The 19,030-nt window shown below is 62.1% G+C and carries 17 protein-coding genes and 1 pseudogene; 9 read left to right on the top strand and 9 right to left on the bottom strand.

All coding sequences use genetic code 11. From position 1 onward, the window contains the following. The first annotated feature begins 51 nt into the window (after window positions 1-51). Entirely contained in the window at window positions 52-552 is a 501-nt protein-coding gene (locus ACL9RI_RS06255; RefSeq protein WP_183743565.1) for an Lrp/AsnC ligand binding domain-containing protein, read from the top strand. 146 nt (window positions 553-698) lie between these two features. Further along, window positions 699-1,046 carry a hypothetical protein gene (locus tag ACL9RI_RS06250; RefSeq protein WP_422725707.1) on the top strand — a complete coding sequence of 116 codons (348 nt, stop codon included), beginning with the start codon at window positions 699-701 and terminating at the stop codon, window positions 1,044-1,046. Between the two features lie 28 nt (window positions 1,047-1,074). On the opposite strand, the gene ACL9RI_RS06245 is transcribed toward ACL9RI_RS06250, so the two are convergent. Genes ACL9RI_RS06245 through ACL9RI_RS06235 form a run of 3 tightly spaced genes read right to left on the bottom strand, consistent with a single transcriptional unit; the run spans window position 1,075 to window position 3,859 of the window. Next, the gene (locus tag ACL9RI_RS06245; RefSeq protein ID WP_422725706.1) at window positions 1,075-2,037 is read right to left on the bottom strand and encodes a DMT family transporter; all 963 of its coding nucleotides are present in this window, start codon (window positions 2,035-2,037) and stop codon (window positions 1,075-1,077) included. 60 nt (window positions 2,038-2,097) lie between these two features. Then, entirely contained in the window at window positions 2,098-2,868 is a 771-nt protein-coding gene (locus ACL9RI_RS06240; RefSeq protein ID WP_422725705.1) for a helix-turn-helix domain-containing protein, read from the bottom strand. 28 nt (window positions 2,869-2,896) lie between these two features. Then, the gene (locus ACL9RI_RS06235) at window positions 2,897-3,859 is read right to left on the bottom strand and encodes a GlxA family transcriptional regulator (protein WP_422725737.1); all 963 of its coding nucleotides are present in this window, start codon (window positions 3,857-3,859) and stop codon (window positions 2,897-2,899) included. 130 nt (window positions 3,860-3,989) lie between these two features. On the opposite strand from ACL9RI_RS06235, the gene ACL9RI_RS06230 reads away from it, so the two are divergent. Both ACL9RI_RS06230 and ACL9RI_RS06225 read left to right on the top strand, forming a co-directional pair. Further along, window positions 3,990-4,619, top strand: a complete 630-nt coding sequence (locus ACL9RI_RS06230; RefSeq protein WP_422725704.1) for a cysteine hydrolase family protein — start codon at window positions 3,990-3,992, stop codon at window positions 4,617-4,619. Window positions 4,620-4,648: 29 nt separating this feature from the next. Continuing rightward, window positions 4,649-5,209 carry a YdcF family protein gene (locus ACL9RI_RS06225; RefSeq protein ID WP_422725703.1) on the top strand — a complete coding sequence of 187 codons (561 nt, stop codon included), beginning with the start codon at window positions 4,649-4,651 and terminating at the stop codon, window positions 5,207-5,209. Window positions 5,210-5,224: 15 nt separating this feature from the next. On the opposite strand, the gene glpK is transcribed toward ACL9RI_RS06225, so the two are convergent. Together glpK and glpD are read right to left on the bottom strand one after the other, a co-directional pair. Beyond that, window positions 5,225-6,718 (bottom strand): glycerol kinase GlpK, encoded by a 1,494-nt coding sequence (gene glpK, locus ACL9RI_RS06220; RefSeq protein WP_422725702.1) that lies wholly within the window; start codon window positions 6,716-6,718, stop codon window positions 5,225-5,227. Between the two features lie 14 nt (window positions 6,719-6,732). Then, a complete protein-coding gene (gene glpD / locus ACL9RI_RS06215) occupies window positions 6,733-8,259 on the bottom strand; it encodes a glycerol-3-phosphate dehydrogenase (RefSeq protein WP_422725736.1) in 1,527 nt (508 codons plus the stop codon). A 507-nt stretch (window positions 8,260-8,766) separates the two neighbouring features. Here glpD and ACL9RI_RS06210 point away from each other — a divergent pair. Continuing rightward, the gene (locus tag ACL9RI_RS06210; RefSeq protein ID WP_422725701.1) at window positions 8,767-9,270 is read left to right on the top strand and encodes a MarR family winged helix-turn-helix transcriptional regulator; all 504 of its coding nucleotides are present in this window, start codon (window positions 8,767-8,769) and stop codon (window positions 9,268-9,270) included. Here the strand turns inward: ACL9RI_RS06210 and ACL9RI_RS06205 are convergent. Together ACL9RI_RS06205 and ACL9RI_RS06200 are read right to left on the bottom strand one after the other, a co-directional pair. Then, on the bottom strand, window positions 9,267-10,172 hold the full coding sequence (locus ACL9RI_RS06205; RefSeq protein ID WP_422725735.1) for an amidohydrolase family protein: 906 nt from the start codon (window positions 10,170-10,172) through the stop codon (window positions 9,267-9,269). The genes ACL9RI_RS06210 and ACL9RI_RS06205 overlap by 4 nt on opposite strands. 21 nt (window positions 10,173-10,193) lie before the next feature. Beyond that, a pseudogene (locus ACL9RI_RS06200) lies at window positions 10,194-11,437 on the bottom strand (MFS transporter). Between the two features lie 209 nt (window positions 11,438-11,646). Here ACL9RI_RS06200 and ACL9RI_RS06195 point away from each other — a divergent pair. After that, window positions 11,647-12,384: a GntR family transcriptional regulator gene (locus ACL9RI_RS06195; RefSeq protein WP_422725700.1), complete on the top strand. Its 738-nt coding sequence runs from the start codon at window positions 11,647-11,649 to the stop codon at window positions 12,382-12,384. Here the strand turns inward: ACL9RI_RS06195 and cysC are convergent, their stop codons facing one another. Further along, entirely contained in the window at window positions 12,385-12,924 is a 540-nt protein-coding gene (cysC, locus tag ACL9RI_RS06190; RefSeq protein ID WP_422725699.1) for an adenylyl-sulfate kinase, read from the bottom strand. It lies immediately after the preceding gene. 195 nt (window positions 12,925-13,119) lie between these two features. Here cysC and ACL9RI_RS06185 point away from each other — a divergent pair, with 195 nt between their 5' ends. The 3 genes from ACL9RI_RS06185 (at window position 13,120) to ACL9RI_RS06175 (ending at window position 18,083) form a co-directional block, all read left to right on the top strand. Continuing rightward, window positions 13,120-14,928 carry a CehA/McbA family metallohydrolase gene (locus ACL9RI_RS06185; RefSeq protein ID WP_422725698.1) on the top strand — a complete coding sequence of 603 codons (1,809 nt, stop codon included), beginning with the start codon at window positions 13,120-13,122 and terminating at the stop codon, window positions 14,926-14,928. Window positions 14,929-15,058: 130 nt separating this feature from the next. Next, window positions 15,059-17,191, top strand: coding sequence for a prolyl oligopeptidase family serine peptidase (locus ACL9RI_RS06180; RefSeq protein ID WP_422725697.1), 2,133 nt, complete (start codon window positions 15,059-15,061; stop codon window positions 17,189-17,191). Between the two features lie 145 nt (window positions 17,192-17,336). Continuing rightward, window positions 17,337-18,083 carry a hypothetical protein gene (locus ACL9RI_RS06175; protein WP_422725696.1) on the top strand — a complete coding sequence of 249 codons (747 nt, stop codon included), beginning with the start codon at window positions 17,337-17,339 and terminating at the stop codon, window positions 18,081-18,083. Between the two features lie 137 nt (window positions 18,084-18,220). On the opposite strand, the gene ACL9RI_RS06170 is transcribed toward ACL9RI_RS06175, so the two are convergent. Beyond that, entirely contained in the window at window positions 18,221-18,844 is a 624-nt protein-coding gene (locus tag ACL9RI_RS06170) for a glutathione S-transferase family protein (protein ID WP_422725695.1), read from the bottom strand. Between the last annotated feature and the right edge of the window lie 186 nt (window positions 18,845-19,030).

The raw sequence follows: 19,030 nt of genomic DNA, 5'->3' as shown, positions 1-19,030 counted from the left end.
GAATGATCCAGTATTTGTTCACGTATAAATCGAGAAATTCAGCAATAAATCATGAGAATTCTTAAAGAATCGGCGCGGGGACTCGATAAGCTGGACCGGCACATCCTGCGCATCCTGCAACAGGATGGCCGCGTGTCGATGAAAGAGCTCGGTGAACAGGTAGGTTTGTCGATCACGCCCTGCATCGAAAGAGTCAAGCGCATGGAGCGCGACGGCGTCATTACCGGCTATCACGCCAAGGTCAATCCGGCTGCGCTGGGCGCCAAATTGCTGGTGTTTGTCGAGATTACCCTGAATCAAAAGTCGGCGCTGGCCTTCGAGCAATTCCGCCGCGAAGTGCTGCAAATCCCCGAGGTGCAGGAATGCCATCTGGTGTCGGGCGACTTCGATTACCTGATCAAGGCGCGCATCCACGAAATGGCCGAGTACCGCAAATTGCTGGGCGACATGCTGCTGCAGCTGCCCGGCGCCGCGCAATCGAAAAGCTATGTGGTCATGGAAGAGATCAAGGAAACCCTGGCGCTGTCCACCGAGGTACTGCAAAACCGCTAAAAGTACCGGCATACGGTACTGGCGGCATCATTATTTGCACCTTTGTATAATCATGTAGCCTGTTTGACGAAACGCCAGCACACTGCAGTCCTGACATCACGCCCCGCCCCCAGGATGGGCAGTGTGATGCACACAGGGAGCATGTTATGAATACAATCATGAAACTGGCGTTTTGCTGCCTCGCGGGCCTGGCCGTTGCCATGTGCACCGCCAGCGAATACAAGGTCAACCGCGCCCCGGTGAATGGCGCCATTTATCAGAACATTACCGTCGGCAAAACCACCCGCGTCGACCTCGACGCTGCCCTGGGCAACGCCACCGTCGTCAGCTTCGATCCCGGCTATGAAGTCTGGGTGTATAAAAACCAGCTGCAATCGCCGGCCGTCAGCCGCTACATCCCCCTGCTGGAACCGAAAGGCACGCGCGAAGTAGCCGTCATGTTCGACCAGGCCGGGGTTGTGAAGAAATACCGGATCCATGAACCAAGGCGATAACAGTCGCCCAGATCACCAGTCACCCCGCTCAGCCTGATGGCATGCCATCGGGCTGAGTCCTTTTCAGCGCCACCTGCGGCGATGGCCGGTGGTGGGCCATGGCGCAGGCCACCACGCCCGCCACCAGCAAGCTCATCGCGGCGCACTCGGCAGCCGTCGGCCAGCGCTGCTCCCAGAGATAGCCATATAACAGGGCGAACAGGAATTCAAACACGATCATTTGCCCCATCATGGCCAGGGGCAAGACGCGGCTGGCGTAATTCCACAAGCCATTGCCCACCACCGAACATAAAATCGCCACGCCGCTGACCACGCCGGCAAATACCAGCCATTGCGATGGCGTACGCCCGGCCGTCGCCAAGCCCAGCGCGGGGATCACCAGCAATAACGCGCCAACGCCCGTCACCAGCCCCGTCAGCAAGTTCCATTCATGCGCCGACACGCCGCGCAGCCGGCCCAGCCATCGGCTATTGCTGACGGCATACATCGTCCACGACAGCAGCGCCGCCATCGCACACAGCAAGCCGATCAGCGAGGCATGGCCCGGATGCGACAGCGATTGCCAGCTGATGCACAGCAAGCCGCCAGCGCTCAACAGCAGCGAAGGCAGCAGGCGCCGCAGCGGCACGGCGTGCCGGTCGCGGCTGCCGACCAGCGTGACGACCACGGGCAGCAAGCCGATCACCATCGAGGTCAGCGCCACGCCGCCCGTTTGCACGGCGCTGGCCAGCAAGATGTAATACACGATATTGCCTGTCAGGCTGAGCCAGATCAACGCGCGCCAGTCCTGCCAAGTCAGGGTGCGCAACAAACGCTTCCAGGCAGGTGCGATCAGCATGGCGGCAATCAGGCCATAGGCCAGGTAGCGCCTGGCCGCCAGTTCCAGAGGGTGAAACGCGGGGATCAGGGCCGGCGCCAGGAATACCAGTCCCCACAGCGCCCCCGCGACTATGCCCGCGGCCATCCCCGGACGGGTCTTGTTCACTTCCATACACAATCTCCTGAAAAGAAGACAGTGTGGCCGGAGTAAGCCCGCCATTCTTGACGTGCTCTACTGCACTTTTGACCTGGTCTCGCGAGATTGCCGGCGATATGCGGACGGCGTCACATCGATGCTGTCGCGCATGGCCCGCGTCAATGCGCTCTGGTCGGAAAAACCGGCCGCCAGTGCAATCTGCGCAATCGTGGTCTTGCTGGACGCCAATAGCTCGCATGCGCGGCTGAGGCGCTGCTGCAACAGCCAGGCATGCGGCGTGGTCTGCAGCTCCGAACGGAACAAGGCGTGCAGGCGGCTCACGCTGAGGTTGGCGCAACGGGCCATGGTGTCGGTCGACCACGGCTGGCCCGGATCGCCTTCCACGCGCACCAGCAGTGCACTCAGGCGTGACGTAGCCTGCGGCTGCGCCTCATCGAGCGCCAGCGTGTCGAGCAGCAACGGTGTCCAGCCCTGCGCCAGGGCCGGCGTCAGCCTGTGTTGCTGCGCCATCAGGCCCATGTATTCAATCAGTTTCCGCGCCCCCTGGCCGAGCGCCATATACGGCTGGTCCAGCAGCCGCTGCCACCGGCCAGCGGTCACGGCACTTTCCGCCACGTCGAGAATGATGGAACTGTTCGCCACCCGGCTATGCTGGGCATGCCAGGCGCCCGAGGGAATGATCGCGCCCTGCTGCGTATCGACCCGCCCTGTCCTGCCCTCTATTTCCAGCAGCAGCTGCCCATGCATGGGCAACACCAGCTGCACGTAGTCATGCCGGTTCGACGCGCGCAGTTCCGCATAACTGCGCAGGCTGAGGTCGATGAGAGTGGATGAGGTGCTGGACATGGCATGGCCGTGTGGTACGGTGAAGTGTTTATTTTAGCAGTTCAGCTTGCTGCCGGAACAGCTTGCGGTAGGCCGACGGTGACGTCTGCAGGCTGGCGCGGAAATGCTGGCGCAGCGACAGGGCCGTGCCGAAACCGGCTTCCTGCGCCACGACATCGATCGAAGCTGCGCTTTTCTCCAGCATACCTTGTGCGTGGGCCAGGCGCTGGCTCAGCAGCCATTGCTTGAAGGAGGTACCCGTGGCCTGGCGGAAATGCCGGGTGAAGTTACGCCGGCTCATGGCGGCCCGCTCGGCCAGGGCATCGATGTTGTGGTCCATACCCAGGTTGGCCGTCACGCAGGCCAGCACCTCGGCAAACCGGCCGTCACTGCCAGACACGGGCAATGGCCGTTCGATGAATTGCGCCTGTCCGCCCTGGCGATGGGGCGCCACCAGCAGGCGCCGCGCCACCCGGTTGGCCACCTCGGCGCCCGCCAGCTGGCGCAGCAGAAACAAACAGCAGTCCAGACCCGCCGCCACGCCGGCCGAGGTCAGCACGCCGCCGTCATCGACATACAGCACTTCGCGGTCGACTTTGACTTTGGGAAAGCGGGCCGACAGCACGTCCGCCATGCTCCAGTGCGTGGCGGCGATCTTGCCATCCAGCAATCCGGCCTGGGCCAGCGGAAACGCGCCCAGGCACAGGCCCACCATCCGGGCGCCGCGTGCACTGGCGGCGCGCAAGGCATCGAGCAAGAGCGTAGTTGCGTCGCGGCCATCGTCATGCCAGGCCGGCATGATGACGATGTCGGCGCCGTCCAGGCCATCGAGCCCGAACTCGGGCGTGATGGCAAAGCCGGCTGCCGTGCTCAGAGGCACAGGATCGGCGGCGCAGACGCGTACGTGGAACTGCGGTAGTCCAGGCTCGTTCATCAGGCGGCCGAACACCAGGCAAGGCACGGACAGGTGAAACGGCGTCATGCCATCAAAGGCCAGCACGGCCACGGTCAGGGGAGTGTTTATATTCAGCATGGCCTGATTCTATCGCATAATGGCCTTCAGGCCACTCGCCGGGCAAAGCGCAGCAATTCAGAATGCGGATATCAGCTTTTCAACCACCGGACTTTTCAAGGAGAACTCCATGTCCCCAGCTCCACGCCGCGCCCTGCTCGTCATCGATGTGCAAAATGAATACTTTACGGGCAATCTGCCGATCGCATTTCCGTCGGTGGATATTTCATTGCCGAATATCAGCAAGGCGATGGATGCCGCCCGCGCCGCCGGCATACCTGTCATCGTGGTCCAGCACGACGCGCCGGAAAACTCGCCCGTGTTTGCCAAGGGCAGCGACAACTGGCAATTGCACCCGGCCGTCGCCAGCTTCCCGGCGGACCACCGCATCAACAAGAGCATGAGTAACTCTTTTGTCGGCACCGACCTGGCCGCGTGGCTGGCCCAGCACGCTATCGACACCCTGACCATCGTCGGCTACATGACGCACAACTGTAACGCAACGGCTATTTTCCACGCCGCCCAAAACGGCTTGCAAGTGGAAACCCTCAGCGATGCAAGCGGCTCCCTGCCTTACGCCAATGCGGCAGGCCAGGCCAGCGCCGAAGAAATCCACCGCGTCTTCAGCACAGTCTTCCATTCCAACTTTGCCCCCGTGGTCAGTACGCAAGAATGGATTGCGGCCGTGCAGCAAGGCAAGCCTTTTGAAAGGGACAATATTTACCTGTCGAACCAGCGTGCCCGAAAAGGACAGGTATGATGTTGCCATTCCCTGTTTTCCGATAAAAGATGCACAAACTCATACTGCTGACCTTGGCCGCTGCCGGCGCCTTCCTGCTGGCCACCGGCGCCCTGGTTGCCGCTGGTCTGCATGATCAGGAAGCGCAAGCCGACCTGATCGTCGTTCCCGGCAATACCATCGCGCCCGATGGCAGACCCAGTCCCCGCTTGCAGGCGCGGCTCGACGTTGCCTTGAAGCAGTTCCGGGAACGGCGCGCGCCGCGCCTGTTTGTCAGTGGCGGCACGGGCAAGGAAGGTTTTGATGAGGCCGCTTCAATGGCCAGCTACCTGCGCCAGCAGGGCGTGCCGGACAGCGCCATCATCGAGGATAACCAGGGCTGGACCACCGAAGCCACCGCCCGCAACGCAGCCGCCTATCTGCGCGGCCATGGCTTGAAGACCGCCATGGTGGCAACCCAGTATTTTCACGTGCCGCGCTTCCGGCTGGCGCTGGAACGCGCCGGCATCGCCGTCAGCGGCAATGTGCACGCGCCCTATTTCGAGCTGCGCGACCTGTATTCGATACCGCGCGAAACGGTGGGCTACGCCGTGTATTACGCCAGAAACTAGGCGCCGACCGGTCCCCTACTCGCTCCAGTCGCGCGAGCGGTCCACGGCGCGCTGCCATTTATGCAGGCGGGCCAGGCGTTCATCGGCCCCCATGGCGGGCTCGAAGCGCCGCGCCACCTGCCATTGGGCGGCAATTTCCTGTTCCGACTTCCAGAAACCCACGGCCAGGCCTGCCAGGTAGGCGGCGCCCAGAGCCGTCGTTTCCGTCACCACCGGGCGCACCACGGGCACGTTTAAGATGTCGGCCTGGAATTGCATCAGCATATCGTTGCGGGCCGCACCGCCATCGACGCGCAATTCGCGCAGCGCAATGCCGGCGTCATCCTGCATGGCGGACAGCACGTCCACGTTTTGATACGCCACCCCTTCCAGCGCGGCGCGCGCGATATGCGCCTTGCCCGTGCCGCGCGTGATGCCGATCAGGGTGCCGCGCGCATACGGGTCCCAGTACGGCGCGCCCAGGCCGGCAAACGCGGGCACGAACACCAGGCCGCCGGATTCGGGCACGCTGGTGGCCAGCGCTTCGACTTCCGATGAATCGCGGATGATGCCCAGGCCGTCGCGCATCCATTGCACGGCCGCGCCGGCGATAAAGGCGCTGCCTTCCAGCAGATAGTCGGTGCTGTTTCGCGCTGCGCCCAGGCTCCAGCCCACCGTCGTCAACAGCCGGTTTTTCGAGGGCAGCGGCTGCTTGCCCACGTTCATCAGCATGAAGCAGCCCGTGCCATAGGTATTTTTCGCCATGCCCGGCTGCAAACAAGCCTGGCCGAAGGTAGCGGCCTGCTGGTCGCCCGCGATGCCGGCAATCGGCACGGGCTTGCCCAGCAGCGCCGCATGCGTGTGCGCGGCCACGCCGCTCGACGGCACGATGGCGGGCAGCAGCGCAGCGGGAATATCGAGCAGCGCCAGCAAGTCCGTATCCCATTGCAGGGTGTGGATATTGAACAGCATGGTGCGCGAGGCATTGCTGGTGTCCGTGATGTGCGCGCCGCTCAGTTGATAAATCAGCCAGCTATCGATGGTGCCGAAAGCCAGTTCGCCCCGTTCGGCGCGCGCGCGGGCGCCCGGCACGTGATCGAGCAGCCATTTCAGCTTGGTGGCGGAAAAGTAGGCGTCCAGCACCAGGCCCGTCTTTTGCTGTATCGATTCCGCCTTGCCCTGCGCCACCAGCTGCTCGCAAAACGCGGCATTGCGCCGGTCTTGCCAGACGATCGCGTTCGCGATGGGCTCGCCCGTGGCCCGGTCCCACAGCACGGTGGTTTCGCGCTGGTTGGTCACGCCAATGGCGGCCAGCTCGCTCGCTTGCACGCCGCTGTCGCGCATCACCTGCTGCAGCACCGCCAGTTGCGAGGCCCAGATTTCATTGGCGTCGTGCTCCACCCAGCCTGGTTGCGGGAATAACTGGCGAAATTCCTGCTGTGCGCTGGCGTGCGGACGGCCCGCGTGGTCGAACAGGATGGCGCGCGAACTGGTGGTGCCTTGATCCAGGGCAAGTATGTATCGTTTCATGGTTGTTAAAGGTCTTATATGGGATGGTCTTGCAGCCAGCTTTCCAGCCTGGCAGCCGTCTCGGGCGGCAAATGCAGGCCCAGCTTGGAGCGCCGCCACAGTATATCGCCGGCGCTCATCGCCCATTCGTAGCGCCGCAAATAGTCTACTTCAGCCGCATACAGGCTGGCGGCAATTTCCTCGCCCATCTCGGGCACACTGCTGCGGCCGGCAAGCAACACGTGGATGCGGGTGCCGTAAGCACGTGCATAACGGGCCACCAGCGCAGGCGGCAGCCAGCCATATTGCTGCTGCAGCGCCAGCACGAACTGGCCAAATTCGCGCACGGAACGATTATCCGGCACGCTGCCAAACAGGTCGCCGCCGGGCAGGCAGGCGTGTTTCGTCCAGGCGCCGCGGGTATTGCCCAAGAGCGGCGCCAGCAAGTCCAGCGCCTCTTCGGCCAGCTTGCGGAAGGTGGTGATCTTGCCGCCGAAAATGCTCAACAGCGGCGGCCCTTGCTGCTCCAGCTCGAAACGGTAATCGCGCGTGACGGCTTTCGCATCTTCCTGGCTACCTGCCTGCGTCTCTTCCACCAGCGGACGCAGGCCCGCATAGGTCCAGACCACGTCGGCAGGCAGGATGGGCTGGCTGAAATACTCGCTGGACAATGCGCACAAATACGCAATTTCCTCCGCCTCGATTTCCACCTTGCCACTGTCGCCGTGGTAATCGAGATCGGTGGTGCCGATCAGGGTAAAGTCGTGCTCATACGGAATCGCAAACACGATGCGGCCGTCGTGGTGCTGGAAGATATACGCATGATCATGCGCGTACAGGCGCTTGACGACAATATGGCTGCCCTTGATCAGCCGCACATGCTGGCGGTGGCTGCCAGGCGCCGCCAGCTGCAAGAAATCGGAAGTCCAGGGACCGGCCGCATTGACTACGGCGCGGGCCCGCACGGCGAACTGCCTGCCATCGGCATGCTGCAAGCTCGCCCGCCAATGCTCGCCGTCGCGCGCCAGGCCCGTGCAGCGCGTGCGGGTATGGATGCGCGCCCCCTTTTCCCTGGCATCGAGGGCGTTGAGCACCACCAGGCGCGCATCGTCGACCCAGCCATCGGAATACACGAAACCGCGCGTGAACTCCGGTTTCAGCGGCTGGCCCGCCACATGCCTGCGCAAGTCGACGCCATGCGAGGCAGGCAGCAATTCGCGTCTGGCCAGCCGGTCGTACAAAAACAGGCCGGCCCGTATCAGCCAGGCCGGGCGCTGTCCCCGGGCGTGCGGCATGACGAAGCGCAAGGGCCACATGATGTGGGGCGCCGAGCGCAGCAGCACTTCGCGCTCGGCCAGCGCCTTGCGCACCAGGCCAAATTCGTAATATTCCAGGTAGCGCAAGCCGCCGTGTATCAGCTTGGTGGACGCGGACGAGGTATGCGCGGCCAGGTCATGCTGTTCGCATAACAGCACCGACAGGCCGCGGCCGGCCGCGTCGCGCGCGATGCCGGCGCCATTGATGCCGCCGCCGACGACCAGCAGGTCGCATTCGGCATGCATGGAAGCTGGCGCTGAAACGGGTACGGCAGCTGATTCATCGTACGGTGTTGCGGCCATCTGGACTCCATGATTGCCTGCGCCGGGCAGAAACAGGAAGGTTACGCCAGAATATGGACACTGGGCAACCGATGCTCGCCCGGTCGCTGCTAACCATCTGTTTGTTTTTATGGCTTTCAAGTGGTCTATCGCGATCGGCAGAGGCGAGGCCCCACGCGGCCACTATCAGAAAGTCCAATCAAAGGTTGATCGATGCACCAAAATGGTGTTACCATAGATACAACATGCATTATTTTTTTAATCTTGCTATCTAGCAATACAGTTACACAAAAGACATTGCCTTAAGTGCATCTTAAGCAAAGAAAATAAAGATCTGCATGGAACGTTGTAATTCTTGTCAAATCAGTGAGAAATAATTTCGCAATATGACTGTTCCCCAACAAACCACTCGACAGCAAAAGCGCGAAGGCCTCAACCCCGCCGGTTGCGCAGCGAAGTGAAGGAAAAAAAATGAGCCATAATTTTGAAGCGGCCGTCATGCCGCCTGTGTCCCACCCGAATACGGCCCCTGTCAGCGAACTTGAAGCGCACCTGGGCTACTGGCTACGCTTTGTTTCCAATCACGTCTCGCACAGCTTCCAAAAGAAAGCCGAAGCCAATGGCGTGACCGTTTCCGAATGGGTGGTTTTGCGGGAAATGTTCCGCCTGGGCTGCACTTCGCCCTCGGTGCTGGCGCAAGTGGCCGGCATGAGCAAGGGCGCCGTCTCGAAACTGATCGATCGCCTGGAAAGCAAGGGCATGGTCAGCAAGTCCATCTTGCTGGCCGACCGCCGCCAGCACTCGATCGAACTGACCAGCGAAGGCGAGGCGCTGGTGCCGGTACTGGCCGACATGGCCGACCAGAACGACGAGGAATTCTTTGGCAAGCTGCCGCAGCAATTGCGTGAGGACTTGCTCGAAGCGATGAAGGAAGTGGCGCGCACCCACCAATTGAAGAGCGTCCCGCTGAATTAAAAGCGGAACAGGCGCGCCGGCGTATCGCGCAGCACCACCTGGCGCTGCGCCAGGTCGGGCAGCCAGCTTTCCATCAACTTGAATTCGGCGTCGTAATACGCGGTTTTCTCGAACAGCGTGTGCGGCCAGTCGCTCCCCCACAACAGCCGTTCCGGACCAAATTCGCGCAATAGCAAGGGCATTGCGGCCAGCGCCGTTTCCTCGCCGCGGCCACCAGGGCCATTGCGGTAGGCGCCGGACAGCTTGACCCAGACGCGCCGCGTCTGTCCCTGCGACAGCAGATAGCGAAAACCGGGATCATTCACCCCCAGCATGGCGCTGGGGCGGCCAAAATGGTCCACCACCACCTTGACACCGGCGGCCAGCAAGGGCGCCAGCACCGGCTGCAGTTCCTGCGCAACCTGGTGCACCTCGACTTGCCAATCGCGCAAGCGCACCTGCTCCAGCAACTCCGGCCAGCCAGGACTGGAAAAATCGGGCGCCGGCAAGCCGACCAGGTTCAGGCGGATACCCACCACACCAGCCTGCTGCAAGGCGTCCAGCTCTTGCAGCGAGACGCCGGGCGCCACCACGGCGATGCCGCGCAAGCGCTGCGGATGGGCGCGCAATACACTGAGCAGGTAGCTATTGTCGAGGCCGAGAAAACTGGGCTGCACCAGCACGCCGTGCGACATGCCGTGGGCGTCCAGCAAGCCCAGATAGGTGGCCGGCGCCGCATCATAACCGGCCGGTGCGCGGCGCGGGTCCGGCATCGGCAAGCTGTGCAGGAATACGTGGGCATGGCAATCGATAGCGGTCATGGAAGTCATTCTTTGCGTGGTCGCGCATCCGGCCAGCGGCGCAAGCGCCATCCCCGCAGCCGAACACATCAGGGTAAAAGTAAAATCGCGGCGCGTCGTCATCGTGGTCATCCGATTCGTGCATCAATGGGCAACTGCAGCATCGGGCGTGCCGTCAAGTTTCTTGCCCATCGTTTCAGGCAGCAGCAACACGGTGATCACCACCAGGCCATAGGCGATGGCGGCGTCGATGCCGATCGCCTCGCCCAGCGGCATGGAGCGGCTCATATAGCCGACCAGCAGCGGAAATCCGGCCGAGGCGATACGGCCGAAGTTGTAGCAAAAGCCGACGCCAGCGCCCCGTATCGCGGCCGGATACAGTTCATTGAACAGCGCTCCCAGGCTGGCCGGAATGCCGGCGGCAAAAAAGCCCAGCGGAAAACCGAGAAACAGCATGGCCGTATTGCCCATCGGAATCAGCAGATACACCAGCACGGTAATCGTCGAACAGATGGCGAACAGGGCCACGTTGCGGCGCCGCCCTATGCGGTCCAGCAATTGCGCGCTGGCGATGCAGCCGAGCCAGAACGCCACGATAATGACCGCCAGGTAGCCGCCCGTGCCGAGCACCGACAGATGGCGCTCCGTGCCCAGGTAAGTCGGCAGCCAGGTCATCAGCGCGTATAGCCGCCGTGCGCGCCCATGCCCAGCAGGCTGCCGATCACGGTGGTTTTCAGCAAAGCGGGGGAAAAGATGCCGACCAGCGCCACCTTGTCGCTGGATGGGGCAATCACGGCCCTGGCCGGTTCGGGGATCGAGCGCCGCACATACACCACCAGCAAGGCTGGCAGCAAGCCCAGCATGAACATGGCGCGCCAGGCCAGGTCCGGCGACAGCCAGGAAAACAGTACCGTGTACAGGATCACCGCGGCAGCCCAGCCCACCGCCCACGCGCTTTGCACGGTGCCCATGGCCTTGCCGCGGTGCTCGCTGCGCACCGATTCGGCCATCAGCACGGCGCCGGCCGCCCACTCGCCGCCAAAACCAAAGCCCTGCAAGGCTTTGAGCACGATCAATTGCGGGAAGGTTTGCGCAAACGAGCATAAAAACGTGAACAGGGAAAACCACACGATGGTCAGTTGCAGGGTACGCACGCGGCCCAGGCGGTCCGATACGGCGCCGATGAGCCAGCCGCCCAGCGCCGACGAGACCAGGGTGGCCGCGCTGATCATGCCGGCCTGCCCCTTGTCCAGGCCGAAGGCGGCGATCAGCGCGGGAATCGCGAGCGTAAAAATCTGTACATCGAGCGCATCGAGCGCCCAGCCGCTGAAGCAGGCCCAGAACGTCTTGCGTTCCAGCGCGGATACCTGCCGATACCAGTTAAACATTGTGTCTCCTCACATTGCGTCTCATGAATTGCATGCCGACCGATGGCCTGTCTGTTTTTATCAAATCATCCAAACATATATATGTTTGAATGAATCTTAGGCGCAGAGACTGGCTTTGTCAATCGACTTTGGCCACCGCCGCAGGATGGACTGGCAGCCCATATCCAGATACAGTGCTGTGCATTCCCCTTATTCTCGTCCAGTCCATGATGAAACACACCGTTCCCGCCCTCGATGACCGTTTGCCCCTGTACCAGCGTCTGCGCGACGACATGCTGGCCAGGATCGCTGGCGGCGAGTGGCAAACGGGGGTGGCGATTCCCACGGAAATTGAATTGACCAGGCTGTATGGCGTGGCGATCGGCACGGTGCGCAAGGCGGTCGAAACGCTGGTGGCGGACGGCATGCTGGAACGCAACCAGGGACGCGGCACCTTTATCCGCCGGCCCAGCTTCGACAGTTCCCTGTTCCGTTTTTTCCGTCATCAGGTCAGGCAAGGCCAGCCCGTCGTGCCGCAAAGCCGCATCCTGGAACGCAGTTTGACGACGCCGCCGGCAGCCGTAGCCGCCGCGCTGGGATTGACAAAGAAGGCGCAGACCTTGCGCCTGGAGCGCTTGCGCCTGGTCGATGGCAAACCGGTGCTACTGGAGGAAATCTGGCTGCCGCAAGCCCCGTTTGCCGCGCTGATGAAGGTCGAGGTGGAGGACTTCCCCGATTTGCTGTATCCGTTTTATGAAGCGCGCTGCGGCAAGGTGATCGCTTCGGCGCAGGAAACCTTGACGGTCGCTTCCGCCAGGGAGGACGAGGCCAGGCTACTGGAAATCCAGGCCGGCCAGCCGGTGGTGATCATCGAGCGCCTGGCGCTGGGCTATGACCGGCAGCCGCTGGAATGGCGGCGTTCGCGCGGCCCGGCCGAGGGTTTCCGCTACCAGGTAGAGATACGCTGACTAGCCTGCCAGCCGGCGCCGCAACAAGGCAACCGCCTCGTCGAGCGACAATAGGCCCGTGTCGAGCGACAGGGCGGGCGCCAGCGGCGCCTCGTACGGTGCGGAAACCCCCGTAAATTGGGGCAGTTCGCCGGCGCGCGCCCGCGCATACAAGCCCTTGGGATCGCGCGCCTCGCACACTGCCACCGGCGTGCTGACATGGACCTCGATGAACTGCGCCGCGCCGATGATTTCGCCCGCCATGCTGCGGTCGTCGCGGTACGGTGAAATCAGCGCCGCGATCACCAGCACCCCAGCCTGGTTCATCAGCCGCGCCACTTCAGCCGTGCGGCGGATATTTTCACGCCGGTCGCCCGGCGCAAAACCCAGGTCGCGGTTCAAGCCTTGCCGTAACACATCGCCATCGAGCACGAACACGGTCCGCCCTTCTGCGCGCAGCTGTTGCTCCAGCGCCTGCGCGATGCTGGTCTTGCCCGCGCCGCTCAGGCCCGTCAGCCAGAGCGTGGGCGGCGGGGTAATGGCGTAGGTCGGCTGTGGCATCGTCAGTTCCTGTTCAATTTGTAGATTGCAATATAGCAAAGCACTGAAAAAAAACCTACCCTCGCCGCTCATCTGGGCATCCATTTGCGCCAGATCATGTTGCATCCTCATTCCGGCCAACGACAGGGATTGCCGGGGAACCCTGGCATTGCGGTTTTGTCCAATCGTTATTGACATGAAAAAGCGGAGGTCGGCATGTGCCGGCAGCACGCGAAGTGGATGGCTTGCACCATGTGTATCGGCTTGCTGATGCTGGCCTGGAGTACGACGGCCGCCATGCAGGCAGATGTCCACGTGAGCCGGCCCGAAGCGAAGGAGCACAGCGAACTCGAGGCCACTTTATATGTCCCCTTCCGCGCTGCGGCTGGCGACAGGCGCGCGCAGGGCCGCAGCTTTCAGGTGAGCCTGGCCTATCCGGATGGCGGCCAGCCGCATCGCGTAGCCTGGACGGTAACCTTGGCCGGTTCCGCGCCGCAGGCTGCCGTGTTGCAGCAATGGTCGGGACAGGACAGCCTGGGGGCCAGCGCACTCGACATCAATCTGCACTGGGATGGCTGTGCCCGCGCACGCGCGCCGCCGCACGCGGCCTGCTCACCGGCGCCCGATGGCCTGTACCAGTTGCGCCTGACGGCCATCGCCGACCAGGGGCAAGGCAATGAAGAGGTGGTCGAGCAGCAATGGCAGCTTGCCGTCGATCGGGGTAGTGGCGTGCGGCCGCACGTGCCCGCCTTCGGCATGAAGGCAGGCACCGGGCCTGGCGCCACACCCGACTCCCCGCTGGAAGCATCGCCCTACCGCGTGGTCTACGCCAACCTGCATAGCCAGACTAACCACAGCGATGGCGGTGGGGCGCTGGCTGCCTGCCACGGCGCGCAAGAACCGCAAACCGGGCTCTTCGGTCCGCTGGACGCGTATGCCTATGCGCAGCAGCATGGCCTGGACGTGCTGATGGCGTCGGAACACAACCATATGTATGACGGTTCGGACGGTACGAATGGCACGGCCGATCCGGCCGCCGCGCTGGCCTTGTACCGGACCGGATTGGCGCAAGCGGCCGCCTACACGGCTGGCCATCCGGGATTCCTGGCCTTGTACGGCATGGAATGGGGTGTCATCAACCAGGGTGGCCACCTGAACATTGTGAACAGCGATCTCTTGCTGGGATGGGAAAGAAATGTACTTGGGGAATTACTGGCCGACGTGGAAACGCCGAAAAGCGATTACGCGGGCCTGTATGCGCTGATGCGCGCACAGGGCTGGATCGGCCAGTTCAACCATCCGGCGTATGCAGGGCAATTCCTGCTCGATGGCCAGCCGCTGGGCTACAGCGCCGACGGCGATGCCGTCATGGTGCTGTGCGAAGTAATGAACACGTCCGCCTTTTCCAATAACGACAGCGAAACGGAAACCCGGCGCAGCAATTATGAAGCGGCGTGCAACCGGGCCCTGGAAGCCGGCTATCACGTCGCATTCAGCAGCAACCAGGACAACCACTGCGCGAACTGGGGCGCTGCCTATGGCAACCGCACGGCAGTGCTGGTGGCGGCCGGAACACCACTCTCGCGCGACAGCCTGTTCGAGGCGCTGCGCGCGCGGCGCGTGTTTGCCACCATGGACAAGCATGCGCGCCTGCTGTTGACGGCCAATGGCCACCTGATGGGCGAGCGCTTCGACAATCACGGCCCCTTGCTGCTGGCGACCAGTTTCAGCAATGACGCCGGGCGGCAGGCGGCGGCCATCACGCTATTTCAAGGCGTGCCCGGGCGCAATGGCACGGTCACGCCCCTGTCCGACCAGCCCAGCATCAGTCTTACGCCGGCGCCCGGCCCGCACTTTTATTTTGCGCGCCTGATCCAGGACGATGGCAATGTCATCTGGTCGGCCCCGATCTGGGTGATGCAGGGTGAAAAGACGCGGGGTGAAGAAGCGCAGTGGCAAGAACGGCCTCCGGTGCCTGAAAAAGTGGCCGCAGATTCTACGGCCAACGGACACACAAGCAAATAATATTGGAAAGGCATGTCTTTTCCTCACTATAACGACACGACACTGGTTCCTCGAAGCAATTCATGGCAACATGGCTGCGCCGTTTTGCTTGCAAAACGCCATAGACCAGAATCCTCGAGGAAAAAACGCAATGTCTTTATATCGCAAACTGGCCGGCAGCATGCTGCTGGGCCTGGCGGGCATCGCCCACGCCCAATCCCCCACCCCGGCCGCTGCCCCCGTCAATGATCCCGCCGCCACTGATGCCGCAGGGACGGATCCTTATCTGTGGCTGGAAGACGTGCTCGGTGAAAAATCCCTGGCCTGGGTCAAGCAGCACAATGCCGTCAGCGTCAAGGAGCTGGAAGGCCAGCCGGGTTTCCCTGCCTTGCAGGCGCGCCTGAAAACCATCCTCAATTCCAAGGAGCGCATTCCTTACGTCAGCAAGAACGGCGAGTATTACTACAATTTCTGGCGCGACGCCCAGCATGTGCGCGGCATCTGGCGCCGCACCACCCTGGCGCAATTCCAGAAAGCAGACCCCGCCTGGGAAACCGTGATCGACCTCGATCAGCTGGCGGCCAGCGAAAATGAAAACTGGGTCTGGGCTGGCGCCTCTTGCCTGTATCCAAAAGGCGAACGCTGCCTGATCTCGCTGTCGCGCGGCGGCGGCGACGCCAACGTGGTGCGCGAATACGACGTGACCAGGCGCGCCTTCGTCGAGGGCGGCTTCAGCCTGCCCGAAGCCAAGGGCAGCGCCAGCTGGATCGACCAGGATACCTTGTTCGTCTCTACCGATTTCGGCCCCGGCTCGATGACCAGCTCCGGCTACCCGCGCATCATCAAGCAATGGCAGCGCGGCACGCCTTTGGCGCAGGCGCACACCTTGTACGAAGCCAAGCCGGAAGACTTGAGCGCAGGCGCCTACAAGGATTTCACGCCCGGCCATGAGCACCAGTTCATCGAGCGCCAGATCGATTTCTATAGCGGCGAAATGTTCCTGCGCGATGGCGATCACCTGAAAAAAGTCCCAAAACCGGATGACGCCACCGCATTTACCGTGCGCGACCAATTGCTGATCACCTTGCGTTCGGCCTGGACCGTCAATGGCAAGACGTATCCGCAAGGCGCCTTGCTGGCGACCGACTTCAATGCCTTCATGCAAGGCAAGCAAGACCTGGAAGTGCTGTTTGCACCCACGGCCACGTCGTCGCTGGATAATGTCACGGCCACCAAATCGGCCATCCTGATCACCGAACTGGACAAGGTCAAGAACCGCATCACGGAACTGCGCCACGTCAACGGCAAGTGGCAGCGCCGCGCCGTCGATGCGCCGAAGCTGGGCACCCTGGCCGTCAGCGCACTCGACCACGTGGACTCGGACCAGTATTTCCTGACCGTCACCGACTTCCTCAACCCGACCACCCTGTACCTGGGCACGGCGAACAAGGACCAGCGCACGAAGATCAAGTCCTTGCCCGCCTTCTTCGACGCCAGCCCCTACAAAGTGGAACAGTTCGAATCGACGTCGCAAGACGGCACCAAAGTGCCCTACTTCCTCATCATGAACAAGCAGACGAAGTTTGACGGCAGCAACCCGACCGTCCTGTATGGCTATGGCGGCTTTGAAGTCTCGCTGAAACCGAATTACAGCGGCGTCATCGGCGAAGCCTGGCTGAACAAGGGCGGCGTGTACGCGCTGGCCAATATCCGTGGCGGCGGCGAATTCGGCCCGCGCTGGCACCAGGCGGCGCTGAAGGAAAACCGCCAGCGCGCCTATGACGATTTCATCTCGGTGGCGCAGGACTTGATTAAGCGCAAGGTATCGAGCCCGCGCCACCTGGGCATCATGGGCGGCAGCAATGGCGGCCTGCTGACGGGCGCCGTGCTGGTGCAGCGGCCTGACCTGTTCAACGCCGTCGTCAGCCAGGTGCCGCTGCTCGACATGCGCCGCTACAACAAGCTGCTGGCCGGCGCATCGTGGATGGGCGAGTACGGCGACCCGGACGTAGCGGAACAATGGGCGTATATCAGCAAGTACTCGCCGTACCAGAATGTGTCGAAGGATAAAAAATATCCACGCACCCTGTTTACCACCTCCACCCGCGACGACCGGGTCCACCCTGGCCATGCACGCAAGATGGTGGCAAAAATGGAAGCGCAAGGCCACGACGTGCTGTACTGGGAAAACACGGAAGGCGGTCATGCGGGCGCTGCCAATAATGACCAGCAAGCGCTGATGTGGGCGCTGACCTACACCTTCCTGCTGGAACAGCTGCGTTGATCCACACCCTTTTGCAAGACTGACACTCTCCCCTGTCCGGCGCACTGGCGCCGGGCAGGGCAAACCAGGCGCCGCACATGAAGCTGCGCCTGGTTTGCCCTATGTAAAATGTTTATATTTAAATAACAATTAACCGGGAATGTGCATGAATCAATCATTGCTGCAGGAAGTACAACGTCAGAATCGTTTATTAAAAGGCATGCTGGGCGTGGCCGGCATCGGCCTGGTGGCCTTGCTCACGATGGCTGCCAAGAAAGATGACCGCGCCACCTTTTCCGAAATCAATGTCGAGCGCATCAATGTACTGAACGCCGATGGTGGCCAGGCCATCGTGATCGCCAACCGCGAACGCCTGCCGCAGGAATTCAAGGTCGATGGCAAGACCATGAGCAGCCATCGGGGCGAAAAGCCAGGCATGATTTTCTACAATGGCCGCGGTGACGAAGTGGGCGGCCTGATTTTCGATGGCAAGCTCGATGACAAGGGCAAGCCAGCGTCCGGCATGCATTTCTCGATGGACCGCTTTGGCGGCGACCAGCAAGTGTCGCTCAGCCATATCGAAAACAATGGCAGCATGGAAACGGGCCTGAAAGTCTACGACCGCGGCCTGGTCAGCGACTATGCACCGCTGCAGGAAGCCATGGACAAGGCACCGCCAGGCCCGGAAAAAGATGCGCTGCGACAAAAGTGGAAAGAAGCGGGCGGCGCCCAGACCAGCCGCGTCTTCGTCGGCCGCACGCGCGGCAAATCCTCGGCCGTGATCCTGGCCGACGCGCAGGGACGTCCGAAAATCATGATGCTGGTGTCGCCTGACGGCAAGCCTGCCCTGAACTTCCTCGACGACCAGGGCAATGTGACGCAAAGCTTCCCGCAAGAACCAGCGGCGAAGTAAGACGGCATACGCTAAAGTTACATTCAAGCCAGCATCAGAGAATGCCGAAAAATGTTCAGGGCTAGGCGCATGGCCGAAGGCAGTACGAATAGTACGGCGAGGCCTTGCAACAACGCCCTGGATATTTTCTCGGCTTTCTATTTGATTTGAGCGCTGGGGCGTGCGGCAATCCGGTCACGGAAGGCCTGCAAATGCTGCAAGCCTTCCGCTCCTGGCCGGTATTTCATCAATCCCCGCGCAAACTCCAGCGCACAAAAGGCCGTGATGTCGGCGATGGTGAAACGTTCACCAGCGATATACGGCTGCTGCGCCAGCAACTGGTCCAGCCATGCCGCCGTCTCGCGCATCTTTTCTCCCTGCGCTGCGCCGAAATCGGGAAACTGCGGGTTTTCCAGCGCGACCAGGGCGGGATGGCTGTGGCGCACGCAGTTGGCGATGCCCATGAACAGGTGCAATTCCACCCGGCGATCGGCCATTTCGATAAAGGCGCGCTCTTCAAATCCCTCGCCCATCAGGTTCGGCTCTGGCTGCACGCCTTCCAGATAGGTGCAGATGGCGCGCGTCTCGGCCAGCACGCGGCCGTCCGGCAACTCCAGCGCCGGCACCCGGGCCATCGGGTTTTTCGCCCGGAACGCGGCATCGCGGTGCTGGCCCGCCATCAGGTCGAGCCGCACTTCCTCGATGCCGACGATGCCTTTTTCGGCGATGAACATGGTCACGCGGCGGGGATTCGGCGTGCGGGGGCTGGTGTACAGTTTCATGGTTTTGTCTCGTTATCATTAATGGAATGCTCTTATTTCGCTACCATCATAGCAGCCTGGCAAGACGGCCAAAGCGCGTTGACTTTGACCCGTTTACAGCTTAGATTGCTCGGCGGAAGCGCTGACATCGTGTGCCAGCGCCTCCGCACACTGATCGACGCGGACGGCCCATGAAGCCGGTCCGCG

The organism is Janthinobacterium sp. Mn2066 (assembly GCF_049319705.1).
Lineage (GTDB): Bacteria > Pseudomonadota > Gammaproteobacteria > Burkholderiales > Burkholderiaceae_D > Janthinobacterium.
Note: the sequence above shows the minus strand (reverse complement) of the source record. Positions and strands in the feature narration are given on the sequence as shown.

Bases quoted from the DNA above. Each gene is read 5' to 3' on its own strand.
- ACL9RI_RS06175 (WP_422725696.1), top strand. From the start codon at position 17,337: ATGAATCAATCATTGCTGCAGGAAGTACAACGTCAGAATCGTTTATTA.
- ACL9RI_RS06210 (WP_422725701.1), top strand. From the start codon at position 8,767: ATGAGCCATAATTTTGAAGCGGCCGTCATGCCGCCTGTGTCCCACCCG.
- glpK (WP_422725702.1), bottom strand. From the start codon at position 6,718: ATGAAACGATACATACTTGCCCTGGATCAAGGCACCACCAGTTCGCGC.
- ACL9RI_RS06255 (WP_183743565.1), top strand. From the start codon at position 52: ATGAGAATTCTTAAAGAATCGGCGCGGGGACTCGATAAGCTGGACCGG.
- ACL9RI_RS06250 (WP_422725707.1), top strand. From the start codon at position 699: ATGAATACAATCATGAAACTGGCGTTTTGCTGCCTCGCGGGCCTGGCC.
- glpD (WP_422725736.1), bottom strand. From the start codon at position 8,259: ATGCATGCCGAATGCGACCTGCTGGTCGTCGGCGGCGGCATCAATGGC.
- ACL9RI_RS06195 (WP_422725700.1), top strand. From the start codon at position 11,647: ATGAAACACACCGTTCCCGCCCTCGATGACCGTTTGCCCCTGTACCAG.
- cysC (WP_422725699.1), bottom strand. From the start codon at position 12,924: ATGCCACAGCCGACCTACGCCATTACCCCGCCGCCCACGCTCTGGCTG.
- ACL9RI_RS06180 (WP_422725697.1), top strand. From the start codon at position 15,059: ATGTCTTTATATCGCAAACTGGCCGGCAGCATGCTGCTGGGCCTGGCG.
- ACL9RI_RS06205 (WP_422725735.1), bottom strand. From the start codon at position 10,172: ATGACGACGCGCCGCGATTTTACTTTTACCCTGATGTGTTCGGCTGCG.
- ACL9RI_RS06185 (WP_422725698.1), top strand. From the start codon at position 13,120: ATGTGCCGGCAGCACGCGAAGTGGATGGCTTGCACCATGTGTATCGGC.
- ACL9RI_RS06225 (WP_422725703.1), top strand. From the start codon at position 4,649: ATGCACAAACTCATACTGCTGACCTTGGCCGCTGCCGGCGCCTTCCTG.
- ACL9RI_RS06230 (WP_422725704.1), top strand. From the start codon at position 3,990: ATGTCCCCAGCTCCACGCCGCGCCCTGCTCGTCATCGATGTGCAAAAT.
- ACL9RI_RS06245 (WP_422725706.1), bottom strand. From the start codon at position 2,037: ATGGAAGTGAACAAGACCCGTCCGGGGATGGCCGCGGGCATAGTCGCG.
- ACL9RI_RS06240 (WP_422725705.1), bottom strand. From the start codon at position 2,868: ATGTCCAGCACCTCATCCACTCTCATCGACCTCAGCCTGCGCAGTTAT.
- ACL9RI_RS06170 (WP_422725695.1), bottom strand. From the start codon at position 18,844: ATGAAACTGTACACCAGCCCCCGCACGCCGAATCCCCGCCGCGTGACC.